Here is a 17,868-nt window from a genome sequence, read left to right on the forward strand (position 1 = left end):
CTCAGGCCGACTGTGCCAACAGACTGTCGATTCGCTCGAATACGGTGTGCAGGGTATCGACGTCCGGCAATGTGGTAATTCGAAAATGATCGCTGTAGGTCGTATTGAAGCTGCTGCCGGGCGCGATCAGCACGTGGTGATCTTCCAGCAATCGACGTGCAAATTCGCGATCCGTCAATTCCCTGGACACTGACTCGGCCAGACGAATGAACGCGTACATCGCTCCTTTGGGAGGCACCATTTCCAGGTACGGACTCGCCGCAACGCAATCAATGATCGCCTGCCGGGATTGATACAAACGACCGCCGGGTTCAACCAGTTCGCGAATACTCTGGAATCCTCCCAGTGCGGTTTGAACTGCCCATTGCCCGGGCACGTTACTGCAAAGCCGCAGTGCGGCCAGCAGTTCCATGGCATGTGCGAGCTGACTACCCCGCTCCAAATCGCCACCAAATACACACCAGCCCACGCGGTAACCGCAGGCACGGTAGATTTTGGACAGGCCGGAATACGTCAGGCACAGCGAATTGCGGACCATCGTTGCCAGCGGCACAAACTCCGCGCCGTCGTAGGTCATCTGGTCATAGATCTCATCAGCCAGAATCACAAGCCCGTGCCGCTCAGCGAACTCCACGAGGCCGCGCAGAACTGCACGGCTGTAGACGGCGCCGGACGGATTGTTCGGATTAATAACCACGATGGCGCGGCAACGTGCAGTCACCAAACCCTCGAGGGCTGCCAGGTCCGGCTGAAACTCGGCATCCGGAGGACATGGATAGTGCACAGCCTTGCCGCCGTTCAACGTCACCGCAGCTGACCACAACGGGTAATCCGGGCTGGGAACCAGTACTTCGTCGCAAGGGTTGAGCATGGCCCGCAACGAGAGATCGATCAGTTCGCTAACCCCGTTGCCGATGAACACGTCATCCGCACTGATGTTCTGGATGCCGCGATTCTGCTGCTGCATGACCACGGCTTCACGCGCCGGGAATATGCCTTTCTGATGACTGTAAGGCTCCGCTGCACCGAGATTCTCGATCATGGCCAGGCGCATGGTTTCCGGCGTCCGGTAGCCGTAGAGTCCTGGATTGCCGATATTCAGCGAAATAATTTCGTAGCCGCGTTTTTCCAGTTCCAGCGCACGATGTGCCAGTTGGCCGCGTATTTCGTATTTGACGTCGGACAGCGCATCGCTGGTAGCCACTGTTAATGGTTTCATTCGTTCGTTTCAGTGCAGTTATTAACGCTCCGCATCATATAGTACCGGCAGCTCGCAACGCGGCGATTTTCTCTGGGCTGTAGCCCAACGCTTGGGTCAATACGTCATCGGTGTGCTCACCGAGCAACGGTGGCGCACAGTGCATGCGGGTTGGCGTCGCCGAAAACCTTACTGGATTCGCGACACTTGGCACGGAACCGGCCGACGGGTGCGGCAACGAATGTACCAGTCCCCGTTCAATGGTCTGAGGATCGGAAAATACCTGTGCGAGATCGTTGATCGGGCCACTGGGTACGCCACGGTCTCGAAATTTCTGCAGCCAGTCCGCGGTCGACGCCGTCCGCATTTTCGTCGCCAACTCCGCCACCAGCTCGTCACGGTACTTGACGCGGCTGCTATTGCCGCTAAAGCGCGCATCCTGGGCCAGATGAGCCAGCCCCAGAGCTTCGACACAATCAGCAAACTGCCGATCGTTCCCGACCGCCAGCATCAAATAGCCGTCCGCCGTCTTGAACGATTGATACGGAACAATGTTGGGATGCGCATTCCCGTGGCGCATCGGTACTTCTTCGCCAACCAGGTAATTCATCGCCTGGTTCGCCAGCCACGCTACCTGACTGTCAAACAACGGCACATCGATGTGTTGGCCGGCACCGGTTCGCTCACGAGCGTGCAATGCGGCGAGTATGCCGCTGACGGCATACATACCAGCCATGATGTCGGCGACCGCGACGCCGGTTTTCTGTGGTTCGCCGTGCGCGTCGCCGGTCAGACTCATCAAACCAGCCGAAGCCTGAATCATCGCGTCGTAGCCGGGCTCAGCGGCGCGCTGACTGTCTTGCCCGTAGGCCGATATCGAACAGTAAATTAACGTCGGATAGTCACTCAGCAGGGTGGCTGCATCGAGCCCGTAGCGCACCAGTGAGCCCACCCGGAAATTCTCGAGCACGACATCACTTTGCGCTACCAACTCGCGAATCAATTGCTGACCAGCAGCATCGGCAATATTCACCGTGATCGACTTCTTGTTGCGATTGGTCGCCAGAAAATAGGCTGATTCAGCGGTGTCGCTGCCATCGTCGGCGCGTAACCAGGGAGGCCCCCACTGGCGCGTGTCATCGCCGCGACCCGGCTGCTCTACTTTGATGACTTCCGCACCGTAGTCGGCCAGCAGCTGACTGGCCCAGGGCCCGGCCAGGACCCGGGAAAGGTCCAGTACTTTGATGTCCTGTAGCGGTCCTTGCATCGCAACGAATCCGTATTGGCAGAGGGTCGCCGATTGTCGAATTCCCCACCAGCAAGCGCAAGGGTTGGTCTGTTCGCGATTGCAGGCCAATAAAAAACCCGACCAGCGTTAGCTGGTCGGGTGGGTCCGCACGGAGAATTGCGGATTGCGCGACTAGGTTGGTGTACTGACCTTGCGGCACTGACTGACCAACTCAGTCTAGCTCTTCAACCTCTGCGCCTTTAACGTCGGCCGGCGTCGGGGTCTGTTTATCCGGCGGTGTCTTCTTGCCGAACCGGATCAGTATCTCTTCTATCTGTTCTTCATTAACGCGGCTGATTGACCGCACGCTGATGCTTTCATTGCCAAGTCCGCCGAAGACGATCGAGTCGCCGCCGTAGGGACACAATTGATCGTCTCGTGACGAAAATCCCAGCCGGAATGACGATCGAATGCCAAAAGCCGGCCTGCCCAAGGTGACGAAATAACCGCGTCTCGCGCTCCCCCGAATCAGGAGGTGGCTGTCGTCCAGCGCGGTATAGTCTCGGATAGTCCGGATCAGGATGCAATCGGAACCTCGCAAATTGAGGTCATCCAGACGCTTGCCAGGCTCCTCAGCAGTCACTTCAAACATTAAGAAAAGACTTGAACAAACAATAATAAACAATTGTTTTAAAGATGTTTTCATAAACCTTAATGATCCTCTCCCGGAGCAAAAACCGGCACAAGATTTCCCCGACTCTCCGTGCAATTGGACAGAACGGTCCTGAATTAAGTTCAGCGGCGCCCGCTGGCACGGTTGCGAGGCCGTCGAACGCATTCAGGGCGCCACGGGCCGCGCCGGATCCCGAATCCACTCGCTCCACGAGCCCGGATACAGGCGCGGAGCCGGCAGGCCGGCGAGATGCGCTGACAGCGCCAGGTGGCAGGCTGTGACGCCAGAGCCACACATCACGGCCCATTCCGTCGGCGCCTGCCCCGCAAACAGCGCGTTCCATTGCTCTGCCAACTCGGCGCTGCTGCGCCAGCGGCCATCCGCTAACAAATTTTGCGCAAACGGGTAATTCAGGGCGCCCGGAACGTGACCCGCGCGACTATCGATGGGTTCCGCCTCGCCGCGAAACCGGCTGGCCTCCCGGGCATCGACCAGCAATGGCGCCCTGCCGGCCCTCAAACGCTCGGAGAGCTCCTCAGTGTCCATGACCCACTCTGGCCGGGGCTGGGCCTGAAACGTCCCCTCAGGCGGTCTCTGAGCGACTTGTTCGACAGCAAAGCCCTTTGCCTGCCACGCGGCCATGCCGCCGTCCAGCACGGCAACGGCAGAATGCCCCAGCCAACGCATCATCCACCACAAGCGGGCGGCCAGACCACCGCCGGCTGCATCGTACACAACCACCTGGGTCGCGGCAGATATTCCGTAGCGGCGGATCGTCGCTTCAATCAGTGCCACCTCCGGCAGCGGGTGCCGACCGGTCGCTGCGCTTACCGGCGCGGCCAGATCGCGATCCAGATGAGCGTAGACGGCCCCGGGAATGTGCGCCGCGTTGAAATCGGCCCGGCCCTTTTCCGTATCCATAAGGTCGAACCGGCAGTCCACTACGCGCCAAGCCGGATCGTCCAGGTGTCGTTGTAGCTCCTCAACCGAAACAAGACCACACTTTGCCTGCATTCCACTGCCCCTTTAATTGCTCTGATTGCGCCTTGTACACCCGATGGCGGTCGGGGACAATGTGCCGCCCGGGTAACCGCCCGGTTGCACCGCAGTACAGACTCGACTCTTGGGAGAATAATTGCGTGGAAAGGATACTGGTAGGCCTGAAACGGGTGGTTGATTACAACGTTCGGGTTCGCGTCCGCTCCGATGGCAGCGGCGTTGACACCGACGGTGTCAAAATGAGCATCAACCCGTTTGATGAAATCGCCCTGGAAGAAGCATTACGCATTCGCGAGCGTGGCGAAGCAAGCGAAGTCATCGTGGTATCCATCGGTTCGGGCGAAGCGCAGCAGCAGCTCCGTACCGGACTGGCGATGGGTGCTGACCGGGCCATTCTTGTCAAAAGCGAGACTGAACTTGATTCCCTGAGCGCCGCGAAGACATTGCTCGCGGTAGTCGAACGCGAAACACCAGATCTCGTCTTGCTCGGCAAACAAGCCATCGACAACGACAACAACCAAACCGGGCAGATGCTGGCTGCACTGTGGAATCGGCCGCAGGCGACGTTTGCTTCTGCAGTCAAAGTGCTGGATGGCCGTTTACAAGTTACTCGCGAGGTTGACGTCGGTTTGGAAACAATCGAAGTCGATTTGCCTGCCGTTGTAACCACGGACCTGCGCCTGAATGAGCCCCGCTACGTGAAATTGCCGGACATCATGAAAGCGAAGAAAAAGCCGTTGCAGGAAATCGATGCAGCCGAGCTGAACATCAGCGCTGATCACAGCATCAAGACCACGGCATTCGAACCGCCTCAGGAGCGCCAGAAAGGCATCATGGTCAGTGACGTATCGGAACTGGTTTCCGCCCTGAAAGACAAAGGATTGCTGTAATGAGCAAAATACTCATCATTGCCGAACACGATGGCCAGAGCCTGAATTCAAGCACGGCCAAATGCGTCAGCTGTGCGCAAGCCATAGACGGTGCGGAAATCGATATCGTGGTGCTGGCTGCCGACTGCACGGCGATTGCCGCGGAAGCCGCGAAAATCAGTGGGGTCAGCAAGGTGCTGGCGGTCAATAATCCCGCGAATGAGCATTTGCTGGCCGCGACGCTTGCGCCGCAGATCATCGCCATTGCCGCTGATTACAGCCACGTATTCGGGCCTTCAACGACTTTCGGTAAAGACCTGATGCCCAGGGTCGCCGCCCTGCTCGGCGTCAACCAGATCAGTGACATTATGGAAGTGCTTGGCGCACACAGCTTCAAACGACCGGTGTACGCAGGCAACGTAATAACGACCGTCGAAGCATCCGGCGACAGCAAGGTTGTCGCCACCGTACGCACAGCGTCGTACAGCGCCGCTGCATTGAGCGGTAATGCAACGATTGATGTCGCGGACATCGCTGTCGATCTGCCACAACATACCCGGTTCGTAGAGCTGCAAGCCGGATCAAGCGATCGACCCGATCTGCAAACGGCCTCCAAGGTTGTTTCCGGCGGCCGGGCTTTAGGCAGTGCGGAAAAGTTCGAGATTATCTACCAGTTCGCTGACTCCATTGGCGCAGCGGTTGGTGCATCACGAGCAGCGGTTGATGCCGGCTATGTTCCAAACGAAATGCAGGTTGGCCAGACCGGCAAGATCATTGCTCCGGATTTGTACTTCGCAATCGGCATTTCCGGCGCGATTCAGCACCTGACCGGCATCAAGGATGCCGGAACCATTGTGGCCATCAATAAAGATGCGGATGCGCCAATATTCGATGTCGCTGATATCGGCCTGGTCGGTGATTTGTTCACCGTTATCCCGGAGCTGCAGCAGGCGCTGCAATCCTGAATCGCAACGGCATTGCGGCCCTGAGCCGCAATGCCGTTGCCTGTCGCTACAGCTGCGCCAATATGGCTTCCGCTTTGCTCACTTCAAACTCGCCCGGCTGTTCAACCGCGACATGCGTGGCAACACCATCGTCGACGACAATGGCAAAACGCTGACCACGTATACCCATGCCGAAGCCGCTGGCATCCAGTTCGAGCCCTAACGCTTTTGCGTACTCGGCATTGCCATCAGCAAGCATCATCACTTTGCTGCCGACACCGCGATCCTTACCCCAGGCGTCCATGACAAATACGTCGTTCACGGCCATGCAGGCTATCGTATCGACGCCCTTTGACATCAGATCGTCCGCCTGATCGACGAAGCCCGGCAAGTGGTTCATTGAGCAGGTTGGGGTAAATGCCCCTGGCACTGATACCAGCACCACTTTCTTGCCTGCAAACAGCTCTTCGCTCGACACGGCACCGGGCCCTGCGTCGGTCATTACGCCGAACGTACCTGACGGCATCTTGTCGCCCACTTTAATGGTCATTCAATTTTCTCCTCGCGGGTTGGATGAATTTTGCGCCGCAACGGTGAGCACTAACCGCACCGGCGGACTGCGCCGGCAATGGTATGCTGATTTCACGGTGTCGTCATGCTCAATAATCCCAGCCACTGCTGATACCGCCCGCACATACGGGTGACCGCCAATCGATCGAGCCGTACAATATTAACTCCGCAGGAGGACCAACGATGAACTTTGAGCTCACTGACGATCAGCAGATGATTCAATCCGCCGCCCGCGAGTTTGCGCAGAACGAAATTGCGCCTGTAGCCGCCCAGTTTGACGAAAGCGGCGAGTTCCCGGTCAAGACGATTCAGCAGGCTGGCGAGCTCGGATTCATGGGGATTGAAATTCCGGAAGCCTATGGCGGCTCCGGACTCGACAGTCTGAGCTTTACACTCGTCATCGAAGAAATCTCGGCGGCCTGCGCTGCGCACGGAACGATCGTCTCGGTAAACAATACTTTGTACGGCGTCCCGCTCCTGACTTATGGTACGGAGGAACAAAAGACGACCTTCCTCACACCTGTTGCCAGCGGCGAGTGCAATGGTGCGTATGCGCTGACAGAGCCACAATCCGGCTCGGACGCAGCGGCCATGCGCTCAAGGGCATTGCTCAGTGACGACGGCAGTCACTATGTCATCAACGCAAAAAAGTCGTGGATAACCTCAGGTCCCGTTGCCCGGTACATAATCCTGTTCGCGAAAACCGATCCCGAAGCTACTGGCTCCCGCGGCATCAGCGCGTTCATTATCGACACTAACGCAAAGGGCTTTCATCGCGGAAAAACGGAACCGAAACTGGGTATACGCGCTTCCGCAACGTGCGAAATCGAGTTGACCGATTACGAATGTCCGGTTGAACAACGGTTAGGTGCCGAAGGCGAAGGCTTCCGTATTGCCATGAACGTCCTCGACTCCGGTCGAATAGGCATCGCTGCGCAGGCACTCGGCATCGCGCAAGCAGCTTACGACGCGGCACTGATCTACTCGCGCGAACGCCACGCTTTTGGCGCTCCCATCGGATCATTCCAGACCATTCAAAACAAGATCGCCGACATGAAGGTGCGCATCGATGCCGCGCGCTTGCTGGTGTATCGCGCTGCGTGGCACAAGATGGAATCCAAACGTACCGGTGCGAAATACACATTGAACGGAAGTATTGCCAAGCTGTTCGCATCCGAGACCGCTATGTTTGTGGCCAACGAGGCATTGCAGATTCATGGCGGAATGGGCTACAGCAAAGAGCTGCCGCTCGAGCGCTATTTCCGGGATGCCAAGATCACCGAGATATACGAAGGGACCAGCGAGATTCAACGCATGGTTATTGGCAGAACTGAAACCGGCTTGCGGTAGTTGGCGAGCCTCGCACCTGTTCACATGCGGTTATGAGGCGCGCACACAAGATCTCGCAAACCGAAGCGGTTGGCGTAATGCAAGCTCCACGCTTCCGGGACTAGCCTTCGTTGTCTGCGACGTGAATAACCAAGCCATCGAGTGACTCATTGACTTCGATCTGACAGGTCAAACGGCTGTTGTCTTTACGTTCATACGCCGCATCCAACATGCTGTCTTCCATATCGTCCATTTCCGGCATCTTGGCGAGCCAAGCTTCATCCACATAGCTGTGACAGGTTGCGCACGCACATGCGCCACCACACTCTGCGACGATTCCGTCGATATTGTTATTGATAGCACCCTCCATGACTGTGTAGCCGTTTTCGACTTCAACTTCATGGCGTGCACCATCCGGCGTGACATAAATAATTCTTGGCATTAGCGACGGGTTCCCGGTAAAAACGCCCGGTATTCTATGAGCGCGAGTAACACAAGGTCAACGACCTCCGGTCATTTACAAGTTTCACAACTGAAAAAGCCCGGCGTAAACCGGGCTTCTTCAACGAACTGCGATTCGACTGACGACTAAATGCGTTCAGCCTGAGCGCGGCGCTTCTGAAGTTGTTCCGACCGTTTGCGGGCTGCGGCTTCAGCGAGCCTGATTTGCTCGTTTCTTTCGATATCACTCTCAATAACGCTGATCCACTGACGAGCGATACGTTGTGACCGACTGGACTTGCCCGCCTCGCGGAACGCGGCAATTGCCGGTTGGTACTTCTTCAGATTGTACAGGCACATGCCCAACGAGATTTGCGCGTTGTCGGGACTCTTTAGGCCGCCCTTGGCAATACCGGCCCGAACTGCGTCTTCACACTTGTCGTATTCGCCAAGGTTCAGATGTGCATTACCAAGTCGCACAAACAGCTCACCATCGTCTTCCAGGTTAGCTGCCGCCTGCAGTGCCGGAATGGCCTCTTCGTCTTCCATCGCCAGTTGCCATGCCTGCGACAACAAACGGTAGTTCTTCGCATTCTTGGCGACAACGCCCTCTTTCATCTTTTCATCAAGCAGTTTCGCCGCCTTATACGGCACCTCTGCCTGCATGAATAGCTGTGCCATGGTGACAAACTCGGATTCCTTTTCAAGCAAACCCTGAGTATGTGCGGCATCGTAGGCACTGATCAGGTTCTGGTCTTCGCCCAACTCGGTATAGGCACCCGCCAGTGAGAACCAGTAGCGCTTCTTCGGCCAGTTAACCAACAGAATCTTCTGGATGTCTCTAACCTTCGCGTAGTTCTCTTCCTGGAAATAGGCAAAGTTCAGGAGAACATACCAGTCTTCCTTAATTTCTTTCTCGCGCTTCTTGGCGACTTCCAATGCCGTTTCTATCGGCTTGATCATCTCTTTGTACTTGGACATCTGGTACAGATTCTGCGCATAGAGAATGTACGGTTCCGGCGCCGGATTGGTTTCCAAAACAAACCATTCGTCCAGCAACTTCAGTGCCTTGCCGTAATCCTCTTCCATGGTCGCCAATTGTGCCAGCGTGTAAAGAGTTTGCTTCTTGATCTGCGGTTCGATGCTGGGAATTCGCAGCATCTCTTCGTAGATCCGTATCGCATCCTTTACGTTGTCCATGTTGTAGTAAACGAAGCCAAGGTAGTTAAGCACGTTTTGCAATTCGTACTCAGTCAACTTGTCACCAGCTCGCAGATCATTAAGGATCTTGAGTGCCTCGTTGTACTCTTTGGCGTCTACTTTTTCCTGGGCCAGCTGAATTCGATCATAGACCTTCTTGCTGACGGCTTGCGCCTGCTTGGTCTTGGTATCGTCTTCTTCAGCATTTGCCCGGTTCTGAGCATTTGCTGCGCTGGCTGTAAATAAACCAGCTAGCAGTATCAGGCACAGCCTGGGAAACATTCGCGTTTCAAGTTTCATAATCTATATATCCTTAATCGAGTCCCGCACGTGAGAGAGGAAGATCTAGCTCCCGCCTACCGCGTTTACTCCTCGATCTTGAATGTGATTCTTGTTTTCACGTTGGGGACGGCAACCGGCTCACCATCAACAACGCGTGGCTTGTATTTGAACTTCAACACCGCACGAATAGCAGCACGATCAAACAGACTGCTGGTAGATTGAATGACCACCGGGTCAATCACCGTGCCGGCCGACGTTACTGTAAATGACAGATCGACGAAGCCTTCTATGCCGCGAGACAAGGCCCGCGACGGATAAACTGGCGCCACTCGCACGATGGGCAAGTAATCACCTTCGGCGATGTTCATGCCGCCGGGTCCACCGATATCGACACTCTGTGCAACAGTCGGCGGTGGAACATTAACTGTAGGGGCATTGGGATCCACGGAGTCCATATCCTGAGGCGGAACCTCGGGTGGAACCTCGGGTGGCTTGGGCGGCTTTTCCGGAGTAATTTCTTCCGTATTAACCTGCTCGTTACGTTTTACTCGTACGAACTCAAGCATGTGACGTTCACGACTTTGACTCAGCGCGTCCTGACCGCTCTCGATGAGCAGGTGCATGACGAACAACAATGTCAGCGTGACAACGGATCCGACTATGATCGCAAAAACGTATCGGCCTACCATGATTTAACTCTCCTGAAACGCAAATCGCATCTTCAAACAGATTGGGAGATTCGAAGCCACTATACTATTGCGACTTCGAAAATCCCTATCAGTTCCTGAGGCTAATTATTAGCCGCGATTGATACGTTGTACACTCCCGCCGATCGTGCAGCATCCATCACTACTACCAGCATTTCGTTGGTCGACTTCTTATCGGCCTGAATGACGACAGATCCTTTCGGATTCTCCGCATGCAGACGCTCAATGTTGGCCCGCACTGCACGCGGGTCAATCAATCGTCGGTCGATCCAGATTTCATCGTTAGAACTGATCGCGATCAGGATGTTCGCATCCTGAACCTTCTCCGCCGTCGGCGCGTCGGGGCGATTCACGTCAATGCCCGCTTCTTTAATGAATGAAGCGGTTACGATGAAAAAGATGAGCATGATGAAAACGACGTCCAGCATGGGCGTAAGGTCGATTGCCGCTTCGTCCTCATCGGCGCCCGCTCCTTGGTTTCCTCTTCGCATGTCTGTCTACCTTCTTAATGATCCATCGTGAGTGAGTCCTGAAGGAACTCGACCTCACGCGCCGCGCGGCGGCTAAGTAGCGTCACCAGAAGCACCCCTGAGAGTGCTCCAACCATTCCCGCCATTGTCGGCACTGTCGCCTGTGATACGCCGGCAGCCATAGCCCTCACGTTACCGGAGCCGGATACCGCCATGACCTCAAACACCTTGATCATGCCGGTAACCGTACCCATCAGTCCCAGCAGCGGACATAACGCTACCAAAGTCTGAATCATCGGAATTGAGCGAGTGCTCGCCATTTCGAATCTTGAAATCATGCCTTCACGAATCTGATGTGCGCCCCAAGACTTACGTTCTGGTCGCGCCTCCCAACTTTCGAGAGTTTCCGCAGCCAATGTTTTCATTGAGCTGCGGAAATACATGAGTCGTTCGACTATCAAAACCCACATGACAAAGATGGTGACTGCTATCCAGCGTAAGACAGGGCCTCCGAGATCCATAAAATCCCGGATAGCCTCAAAATTGTCATACAACCAATGCATCGTCACTCCCCTCGGCGTTAGCCATTCTTCTCAGAGTGCTGTGCAACGATGCCCGCGCTCTGTGAATGAATGATATTGACGATCTTGCGACTCTGGCCGCTTACCAGGGTATGGATGAGAACCATTGGGATGGCTACAACCAGACCCAGTACGGTCGTCATCAATGCCTGAGAAATACCGCCGGCCATCATCTTCGGATCACCTGCACCGTAAAGCGTGATCACCTGGAAGGTCTTGATCATACCGGTCACAGTACCGAGCAGTCCCATAAGCGGTGCGACGACAGAAATAACCTTGATGAACAGAAGACCTTTGGTCAGTCCCGGCATTTCTTTAAGCGCTGCTTCACTGAGTTTCAGTTCGATGGTTTCTGTATCTGCGCCTCTGTTCGACTCGTAAGCGGCGAGTACACGGCCAAGCGGGTTGTCAGTGCTGGCAGAATCGCGTTTCAACTGTGCCGCCACTTTCCGGCCGTCAACTGACAGGCCGATCCAGCGCCAGAGTGCGATCAACAGACCAACAATACCGAGGCCGATAATGCAGTAACCCACGATACCACCCTGATGCACACGCTCCATCACGGTTGGTGATTCGACCAGCAACGACAAGATACTGCCGCGCGTAACGTCAAGTCCGAAGCGAACTGTACCGTCAGTTGCATTGAGTATGTCGCCGGTGGAATTGGTGTAGCGTGCTTGATCAGGTTGACGCTGCAGTTCCGTTACGTTTTCGGTAGTAGGGTCGTATTGCAGGTAACCGTCTTCGTAGACAATATTGAATACGCCGACCCGTACTACTTCTTCGCTGACGCGTTCGCCGTCAGCCGTAGCAAACTGCTGATTGAAGCGAACGATCTTGCCGGATTCGGCAACTTCACGCTGCAGTTCGAACCACAGGCGCTCGATGTCTTCAATAGAAGCCAGCGAACTTGCGCCCGCCATCTTGCTTCCCAGCTCAACAAGGAATTCGCCGCGATCAGGATACTGGATGTTGGTCAAAGACGTTTTGAAGCGCCCCTGTGCATCACCCGTTACCGTCTGGAGAACACCGAACAGCTCTTTCAACGCACCAAGGCGTTCGTCGAGAGCCGCGCGCGCTGTAGCGATCTGCTGCTGGTTAGCAGCAAACTGACTTTCAAGCCGCTGGCTCTCCTGCTCCTGGCGCGTACGTTCTGCACGTGACTGGTTCAGGATCTGCTGCTGTTCGTTACGCTTACTGGCGAACTCCGCCTCGCGCTGACGAGCTTGAGCCGAATCTCTTGCCTGCCCCTGCTCAATCAGGTTGAGCAGTTCGGACATGCTACCTGCCGCTTCTTGAGCCTGTGCTGTACCAAAGGCCAGCAGACCAGCGACGACTAATGTTGCTATACGTTTCATCTTAAGAAGTCTCCCCAGCAGGTTTTGCAGCCGGTATCGGCAGCAGAAGCAACTCAGGCGCGATCAGCTGGCGAGCCATACGAAGGCCTTTCCGAATTTCACTTCTGTTTTCATCATCGATTAACTCGTACTGACGAGTTTCCTGATTGTAATGACCAGTAATCTGAGAATCGTCCGACTGGAAGTAGAGACCAACCCGACCGATACGCAGCATGTTGTAGTCGCGCAGTGCGCCGTCAATGTCGAGAGATTCTTTGTACCACTCAGATGAAGAACCGTAATCCATCTCAATCTGGTAGGCCTCCATCACTTTGCGGAACTTCTCAGCAACACTTACGTCAGAGCGCTCCATAATTTCTTTGAGCGACTCAACGCGATTCGTGCGTTCAGCCTTAAGAAAAGGAATGTCCAGCGCTATTGACTGCTCAAGACCGTCAATCATACGAGTCATCAACGGGAAGATCTGACGATTGATAACGTCAACCTGATCCATTGAAAGCTCGATATCGGCCAGCGTTGCCTGCTGCCCTTCAACCTGAGCACTCATCAGACGGTTGTAAACCTGAAGACCCTCAATTTCCTTATTGATCGCGCGATATTGATCAGTCAGAGAACGAGTGCCCTCCACCACCTCATTGATACGCTCCTGTGAAGCCTGAGCCAGTTCTAACCGTCGCTGGTCAGCCTTTAACACGTCATCGACGGATTGGGCGAAGACGCTGCCGGATATTGCGATGACGGTTGCTGCAATGGCTGCAGCTGTCATCTGCCGACTGCTACTTTTGCACCGTTTCATGGACACTCCTTAAAAAGATCGAGTTTTGATTTAATGATTTGATTGAATCGATGGGGAAAGAGATGCGCGGGGGTATGTCTAATTCCTGCACCCTTGTGCGAATGCCAGTCACAACGACATTCTCACGTCACTCACGACCCTCTCCCCTGAAGCCGCGGCGTTTCACTAGTTTGGTAATGCCACCTTCTGATTTCTGAATCCGAAAGACCCTGCATTCGGTTCACTCTTTATAATGCGAAGCAATCCCTGCCTCAGCGCCAATACTGTACGCCCACCCCCATTGTGGTCGCCAAGAATACCACATGAATGATAGATCGCCAGCCCATCAGCAACATAAGGTGTTGGTAACCAAGGGAACCGGTTTTACGGTATCCCAACTCCATATGCGACAGCCCGGTCAATCGAGCGCCGCCTTCTGGCGCGCCAACTCCAGCTTGGCGAGGGACGAACGATGCACCTCATCGGGCCCGTCCGCAAGTCTGAGTGTGCGTGCGCCAGCCCAGGCCGCCGCGAGTGCGAAATCACCATCGACACCGGCTGCGCCATGCACCTGTACCGCCCGGTCGATTACCCGTAACGCCATTGCAGGTGCAACCACTTTGATCATTGCGATTTCCGCTCTGGCAATCTTGTTTCCAACCTTGTCCATCATGTCAGCCGCCTTCAAAGTGAGGAGTCGCGCCTGGTCGATTTCCATGCGTGAATCGGCGATTGCCTCGCGAACAACGCCCTGCTTGTCCAACGGCTGGCCAAATGCGGTGCGCGTACTTGCGCGTTTGCACATGGCTTCCAGCGCGCGCTCGGCCATGCCGATCGAACGCATGCAATGATGTATCCGCCCGGGCCCGAGGCGTCCTTGCGCAATTTCAAACCCGCGCCCTTCTCCCAGCAGTAAATTATCTGCGGGCACTCGGACGTTTTCAAACAGCACTTCCGCGTGACCATGGGGTGCATCGTCGTAGCCGTATACCGTTAAGGGTCTGACAATCGTGACGCCCGCGGCATCCTTGGGCACCAGAATCATTGACTGCTGTTTGTGTCTGTCAGCCGTTGGGTCAGTCTTGCCCATGAATATGAACAATCGGCAGCGAGGGTCCATCGCGCCGGAAATCCACCACTTGCGCCCATTAATAATGTATTCGTCGCCATCTTTGACGATAGTCGAACGGATGTTGGTCGCGTCAGACGAAGCCACGTCAGGTTCTGTCATCGCAAACGCCGAGCGAATCTCGCCGCGCAGCAAGGGCTCCAGCCAGGTCTTTTTTTGCGCGTCGGTTCCGTAACGAACCAGTACTTCCATATTGCCGGTATCCGGTGCCGCGCAGTTGAAAACCTCCGGCGCGATAGGAGACCGGCCCGTAATTTCTGCCAACGGCGCGTATTCAAGGTTGCTGAGCCCGGCACCGTATTCACTGTCCGGCAAAAACAGGTTCCAGAGACCCGCGTCACGCGCACGTTGTTTCAGCTCCTCCATGACGGGAGGCACTACCCAACGCGAATCGCCAGCATTCAGTGCCGCGGCATAGACCGGTTCGTTCGGGTAGACATGCTCGCGCATGAACGCATGCAGTTGCGCCTGCAATGCCGTCACTCTCGGGGAATAGTCGAAATTCATCGTCGATGTCGCCAGGCATGCAGATCGGAGCGGGGATTGGAGCATACCCTACGGCAGTCACCGGCGGTCAATAGCGACTGCATGGCAAGCGGCACCCCAACGCCAGTTGTTGCAACTGTTGCAACGCACAATCCGCCAGGCGTAGTGTTGTTCCCAGAAGTTACCAGCAATCCTCGATACCTCTCGGCCACACTTTCCAGGAGCAAAGCATTGCGCGCGATTACCTGCTTTCAGCACGGCAGCCCCGACCTGCTGCAGCTCACCGAGCAACCGACACCTGAGCCCGGTCGCGGAGAGGTACGCATAGCCGTCCGTGCCTGCGGGGTAAATTTCCCGGATATACTCATGCTGTCAGGCCGCTACCAAATCCAGCCCGAATTGCCGTTTACGCCCGGTGCCGAACTTGCCGGCAGCGTGGATGCACTGGGCGATGGCGTCACCAGCCTGCAGGTCGGACAGCGGGTCCTCGCGCTGTGCGGTCACGGGGCCATGGCGGAACAGGTATGCGTCGCGGCTGAACGGGTAATGCCAATACCGGATGCAATGAGCTACGAGACTGCTGCCGGCTTCCTTTTAACCTACAGCACCTCCTGGCACGCGCTGAAACAGCGCGCGCAGCTGAAAGCCGGGGAGACACTCCTCGTATTAGGGGCGGCAGGCGGTGTCGGCCTGACTGCGGTTGAATTGGGGAAAGTTGCCGGCGCAACTGTCATCGCCGCAGCAAGCAGCGAAGAGAAACTGGAACTCGCGAGGGATTACGGCGCAAGCCACTGCATCAACTACAACGAAGAGTCTCTGCAACAGCGGGTAAAAGAGATCACCGCTGGCAGGGGTGCGGATGTCATCTACGATCCGGTCGGAGGCGATCTCTTCGATCAGTGCCTGCGGTCCATCGCATGGAACGGCCGGATTCTGGTGATTGGCTTTGCCTCCGGGTCCATTCAGAAAATACCGGCCAACCTGCCCTTATTAAAGGGTAGTTCGATAGTCGGAGTATTCTGGGGCCGGTTCGCTGAGACCGAGCCAGCCGCGCAATCGGAGAATCTCGGCGAACTTCTTGAATATTTTGTGGCAGGCCGATTGCGTCCCTACATCTCAAAGGTGTTTAGCCTCTCCGACGCAAGTGCCGCCTTCAATTACCTCGCCGAACGCCGGGCAACGGGCAAAGTCATCGTCCGCCTCTGATAAAAAACATCGAACTGCCGGTTGCCTCGGGCTGGCCGGCAATAAATGCGCCGGTGCACCACGCCGCTCCCAGTCCGGCCAGCCACTGACAACGGCATCAATACGCCGTATCCGTGGCAACTTAAGGTAAGCGGTTGACATCAATGGTGGCTTCTAACATTATCGCGCCTATGCGTATTTCTGTGACAACAGCATTGGGCCTGCGCCGCGCCGAACCGCTTAAGCTGTGGGTGCTGCTTGGTGTCCTCCTTAGCGGGAGACATTGCGGGTAGGCCTGTTGTTGCAGCGAGCAAAGGTAGACCCCGCATCCTTGCCAGGATAGTGGGGTTTTTTTTGGCGCACCGTTTTTTTTTGGCTAACAAACGACTGAGAAAAAGTCTTAGATTGGGGAAATACTGCAATGCAAATGTACTCGGAGTCCGACGTCGACATCACCTGCCTGAAAGGCAAGCGCGTATCAATTCTTGGCTACGGTAGCCAGGGGCGAGCGCACGCTCTGAATCTCAAGGACAGCGGCTTCGACGTCGTGGTTGGCCTGCGCCCCGGAGGCCCGAGCTGGAAACGGGCTGAAGCGGATGGACTCACCGTGATGGAACCGGCCGAAGCCGTTCAGGGTGCCGCGATCACCGTATTCCTGACGCCGGATCTGGTTCAGGGCGACCTTTATCGTAGCCTTGAAGCCAAGATAGACAAGGGCTCCGCGATTCTTTTCGCGCACGGCTTCAATATTCACTACAAGCAAATCGAACCCCGGGCCGATATCGATGTCGTGCTGATTGCACCAAAAGGTCCCGGTGGCCTTGTTCGCCGCCAGTATGAAGAAGGTCACGGCGTACCCTGCCTCGTCGCAGTTGCGCAAGACGCTACCGGCGACGCGCTGAAACTGGCTCTGGCCTATTCGCACGGTATTGGCGGAGCGCGTGCCGGTGTCATCGAAACGACATTCGCCGAAGAAACGGAAACCGACTTGTTTGGCGAACAGGCTGTCCTGTGCGGCGGCGCAACCGAGCTGGTCGTTGCCGGGTTTGAAACGCTGGTAAAAGCCGGCTACCAGCCTGAAGTTGCGTACTACGAATGCATGCACGAGCTAAAACTGATTGTCGACCTGCTGCATGAAGGCGGTATGAAGAAAATGCATGAGTTCATCAGCGAAACGGCCGCTTGGGGTGACCTGATCAGCGGTCCGCGGGTTATTGATGCTCACGTACGCGAGCGCATGCAGGACGTTCTTACTGACATTCAGGACGGCACCTTCGCACGCAACTGGATTAAGGAAACCGCCAGCGGTCAGAAAGAGTACCGCAGACTGATGAATGCCGATCTGGATCACCAGATCGAGAAAGTTGGCGCGGACCTGCGTGGTCGTATGGATTGGCTCGAGAACTGACAGCACTAGCTTTGAGCCGTGTCGGCGCCAGTCACG

Annotated in this window: 18 protein-coding genes; 5 read left to right on the forward strand and 13 right to left on the reverse strand. The window is 55.9% G+C overall.

All coding sequences use genetic code 11. The features are described from left to right. Position 1: 1 nt before the first annotated feature. The 4 genes from BA177_RS09555 to BA177_RS09570 form a co-directional block, all read right to left on the reverse strand. Positions 2-1,219, reverse strand: coding sequence for an aminotransferase class I/II-fold pyridoxal phosphate-dependent enzyme (locus BA177_RS09555; protein ID WP_068615729.1), 1,218 nt, complete (start codon positions 1,217-1,219; stop codon positions 2-4). A 34-nt stretch (positions 1,220-1,253) separates the two neighbouring features. Then, a complete protein-coding gene (locus tag BA177_RS09560) occupies positions 1,254-2,465 on the reverse strand; it encodes a CaiB/BaiF CoA transferase family protein (protein WP_068615731.1) in 1,212 nt (403 codons plus the stop codon). A gap of 193 nt (positions 2,466-2,658) precedes the next feature. Beyond that, the gene (locus BA177_RS09565) at positions 2,659-3,132 is read right to left on the reverse strand and encodes a DUF6491 family protein (protein ID WP_156762774.1); all 474 of its coding nucleotides are present in this window, start codon (positions 3,130-3,132) and stop codon (positions 2,659-2,661) included. Between the two features lie 132 nt (positions 3,133-3,264). Next, positions 3,265-4,113 (reverse strand): sulfurtransferase, encoded by an 849-nt coding sequence (locus BA177_RS09570; protein ID WP_068615736.1) that lies wholly within the window; start codon positions 4,111-4,113, stop codon positions 3,265-3,267. Positions 4,114-4,238: 125 nt separating this feature from the next. On the opposite strand from BA177_RS09570, the gene BA177_RS09575 reads away from it, so the two are divergent. Next, the gene (locus tag BA177_RS09575) at positions 4,239-4,988 is read left to right on the forward strand and encodes an electron transfer flavoprotein subunit beta/FixA family protein (protein ID WP_068615738.1); all 750 of its coding nucleotides are present in this window, start codon (positions 4,239-4,241) and stop codon (positions 4,986-4,988) included. After that, positions 4,988-5,932: an electron transfer flavoprotein subunit alpha/FixB family protein gene (locus tag BA177_RS09580; protein WP_068615740.1), complete on the forward strand. Its 945-nt coding sequence runs from the start codon at positions 4,988-4,990 to the stop codon at positions 5,930-5,932. The genes BA177_RS09575 and BA177_RS09580 overlap by 1 nt, the downstream gene beginning before the upstream one ends. A 46-nt stretch (positions 5,933-5,978) precedes the next feature. On the opposite strand, the gene BA177_RS09585 is transcribed toward BA177_RS09580, so the two are convergent. Next, positions 5,979-6,461 (reverse strand): peroxiredoxin, encoded by a 483-nt coding sequence (locus BA177_RS09585; protein WP_068615742.1) that lies wholly within the window; start codon positions 6,459-6,461, stop codon positions 5,979-5,981. 203 nt (positions 6,462-6,664) lie between these two features. Between BA177_RS09585 and BA177_RS09590 the strand changes: the two genes are divergently transcribed. After that, entirely contained in the window at positions 6,665-7,831 is a 1,167-nt protein-coding gene (locus BA177_RS09590; RefSeq protein WP_068615743.1) for an acyl-CoA dehydrogenase family protein, read from the forward strand. A 100-nt stretch (positions 7,832-7,931) separates the two neighbouring features. On the opposite strand, the gene BA177_RS09595 is transcribed toward BA177_RS09590, so the two are convergent. The 8 genes from BA177_RS09595 to BA177_RS09630 form a co-directional block, all read right to left on the reverse strand. Further along, on the reverse strand, positions 7,932-8,252 hold the full coding sequence (locus tag BA177_RS09595) for a 2Fe-2S iron-sulfur cluster-binding protein (protein ID WP_068615745.1): 321 nt from the start codon (positions 8,250-8,252) through the stop codon (positions 7,932-7,934). A 146-nt stretch (positions 8,253-8,398) separates the two neighbouring features. Then, entirely contained in the window at positions 8,399-9,751 is a 1,353-nt protein-coding gene (locus BA177_RS09600) for a tetratricopeptide repeat protein (RefSeq protein ID WP_068615747.1), read from the reverse strand. Between the two features lie 65 nt (positions 9,752-9,816). Continuing rightward, entirely contained in the window at positions 9,817-10,422 is a 606-nt protein-coding gene (locus BA177_RS09605; protein ID WP_068615749.1) for an energy transducer TonB, read from the reverse strand. A gap of 101 nt (positions 10,423-10,523) precedes the next feature. Beyond that, positions 10,524-10,931, reverse strand: a complete 408-nt coding sequence (locus BA177_RS09610; RefSeq protein ID WP_068615751.1) for an ExbD/TolR family protein — start codon at positions 10,929-10,931, stop codon at positions 10,524-10,526. A 14-nt stretch (positions 10,932-10,945) separates the two neighbouring features. Then, the gene (locus BA177_RS09615) at positions 10,946-11,473 is read right to left on the reverse strand and encodes a MotA/TolQ/ExbB proton channel family protein (RefSeq protein ID WP_068615753.1); all 528 of its coding nucleotides are present in this window, start codon (positions 11,471-11,473) and stop codon (positions 10,946-10,948) included. Positions 11,474-11,490: 17 nt separating this feature from the next. Next, positions 11,491-12,849: a MotA/TolQ/ExbB proton channel family protein gene (locus BA177_RS09620; RefSeq protein WP_068615755.1), complete on the reverse strand. Its 1,359-nt coding sequence runs from the start codon at positions 12,847-12,849 to the stop codon at positions 11,491-11,493. Between the two features lies 1 nt (position 12,850). Next, on the reverse strand, positions 12,851-13,615 hold the full coding sequence (locus BA177_RS09625; protein ID WP_068619170.1) for a DUF3450 domain-containing protein: 765 nt from the start codon (positions 13,613-13,615) through the stop codon (positions 12,851-12,853). 427 nt (positions 13,616-14,042) lie between these two features. Further along, the gene (locus BA177_RS09630; RefSeq protein ID WP_068615757.1) at positions 14,043-15,260 is read right to left on the reverse strand and encodes an acyl-CoA dehydrogenase family protein; all 1,218 of its coding nucleotides are present in this window, start codon (positions 15,258-15,260) and stop codon (positions 14,043-14,045) included. A 210-nt stretch (positions 15,261-15,470) separates the two neighbouring features. On the opposite strand from BA177_RS09630, the gene BA177_RS09635 reads away from it, so the two are divergent. Further along, entirely contained in the window at positions 15,471-16,445 is a 975-nt protein-coding gene (locus BA177_RS09635; protein ID WP_068619171.1) for an NADPH:quinone oxidoreductase family protein, read from the forward strand. A gap of 400 nt (positions 16,446-16,845) precedes the next feature. Continuing rightward, positions 16,846-17,832, forward strand: a complete 987-nt coding sequence (ilvC, locus tag BA177_RS09640; RefSeq protein WP_068615759.1) for a ketol-acid reductoisomerase — start codon at positions 16,846-16,848, stop codon at positions 17,830-17,832. The last annotated feature ends 36 nt before the right edge of the window (positions 17,833-17,868 follow it).

This window comes from Woeseia oceani (assembly GCF_001677435.1).
Lineage (GTDB): Bacteria > Pseudomonadota > Gammaproteobacteria > Steroidobacterales > Woeseiaceae > Woeseia > Woeseia oceani.

Bases quoted from the DNA above. Each gene is read 5' to 3' on its own strand.
- BA177_RS09630 (WP_068615757.1), bottom strand. From the start codon at position 15,260: ATGAATTTCGACTATTCCCCGAGAGTGACGGCATTGCAGGCGCAACTG.
- BA177_RS09620 (WP_068615755.1), bottom strand. From the start codon at position 12,849: ATGAAACGTATAGCAACATTAGTCGTCGCTGGTCTGCTGGCCTTTGGT.
- BA177_RS09625 (WP_068619170.1), bottom strand. From the start codon at position 13,615: ATGACAGCTGCAGCCATTGCAGCAACCGTCATCGCAATATCCGGCAGC.
- ilvC (WP_068615759.1), top strand. From the start codon at position 16,846: ATGCAAATGTACTCGGAGTCCGACGTCGACATCACCTGCCTGAAAGGC.
- BA177_RS09570 (WP_068615736.1), bottom strand. From the start codon at position 4,113: ATGCAGGCAAAGTGTGGTCTTGTTTCGGTTGAGGAGCTACAACGACAC.
- BA177_RS09615 (WP_068615753.1), bottom strand. From the start codon at position 11,473: ATGCATTGGTTGTATGACAATTTTGAGGCTATCCGGGATTTTATGGAT.
- BA177_RS09600 (WP_068615747.1), bottom strand. From the start codon at position 9,751: ATGAAACTTGAAACGCGAATGTTTCCCAGGCTGTGCCTGATACTGCTA.
- BA177_RS09560 (WP_068615731.1), bottom strand. From the start codon at position 2,465: ATGCAAGGACCGCTACAGGACATCAAAGTACTGGACCTTTCCCGGGTC.
- BA177_RS09585 (WP_068615742.1), bottom strand. From the start codon at position 6,461: ATGACCATTAAAGTGGGCGACAAGATGCCGTCAGGTACGTTCGGCGTA.
- BA177_RS09590 (WP_068615743.1), top strand. From the start codon at position 6,665: ATGAACTTTGAGCTCACTGACGATCAGCAGATGATTCAATCCGCCGCC.
- BA177_RS09605 (WP_068615749.1), bottom strand. From the start codon at position 10,422: ATGGTAGGCCGATACGTTTTTGCGATCATAGTCGGATCCGTTGTCACG.
- BA177_RS09555 (WP_068615729.1), bottom strand. From the start codon at position 1,219: ATGAAACCATTAACAGTGGCTACCAGCGATGCGCTGTCCGACGTCAAA.
- BA177_RS09565 (WP_156762774.1), bottom strand. From the start codon at position 3,132: ATGAAAACATCTTTAAAACAATTGTTTATTATTGTTTGTTCAAGTCTT.
- BA177_RS09595 (WP_068615745.1), bottom strand. From the start codon at position 8,252: ATGCCAAGAATTATTTATGTCACGCCGGATGGTGCACGCCATGAAGTT.
- BA177_RS09580 (WP_068615740.1), top strand. From the start codon at position 4,988: ATGAGCAAAATACTCATCATTGCCGAACACGATGGCCAGAGCCTGAAT.
- BA177_RS09610 (WP_068615751.1), bottom strand. From the start codon at position 10,931: ATGCGAAGAGGAAACCAAGGAGCGGGCGCCGATGAGGACGAAGCGGCA.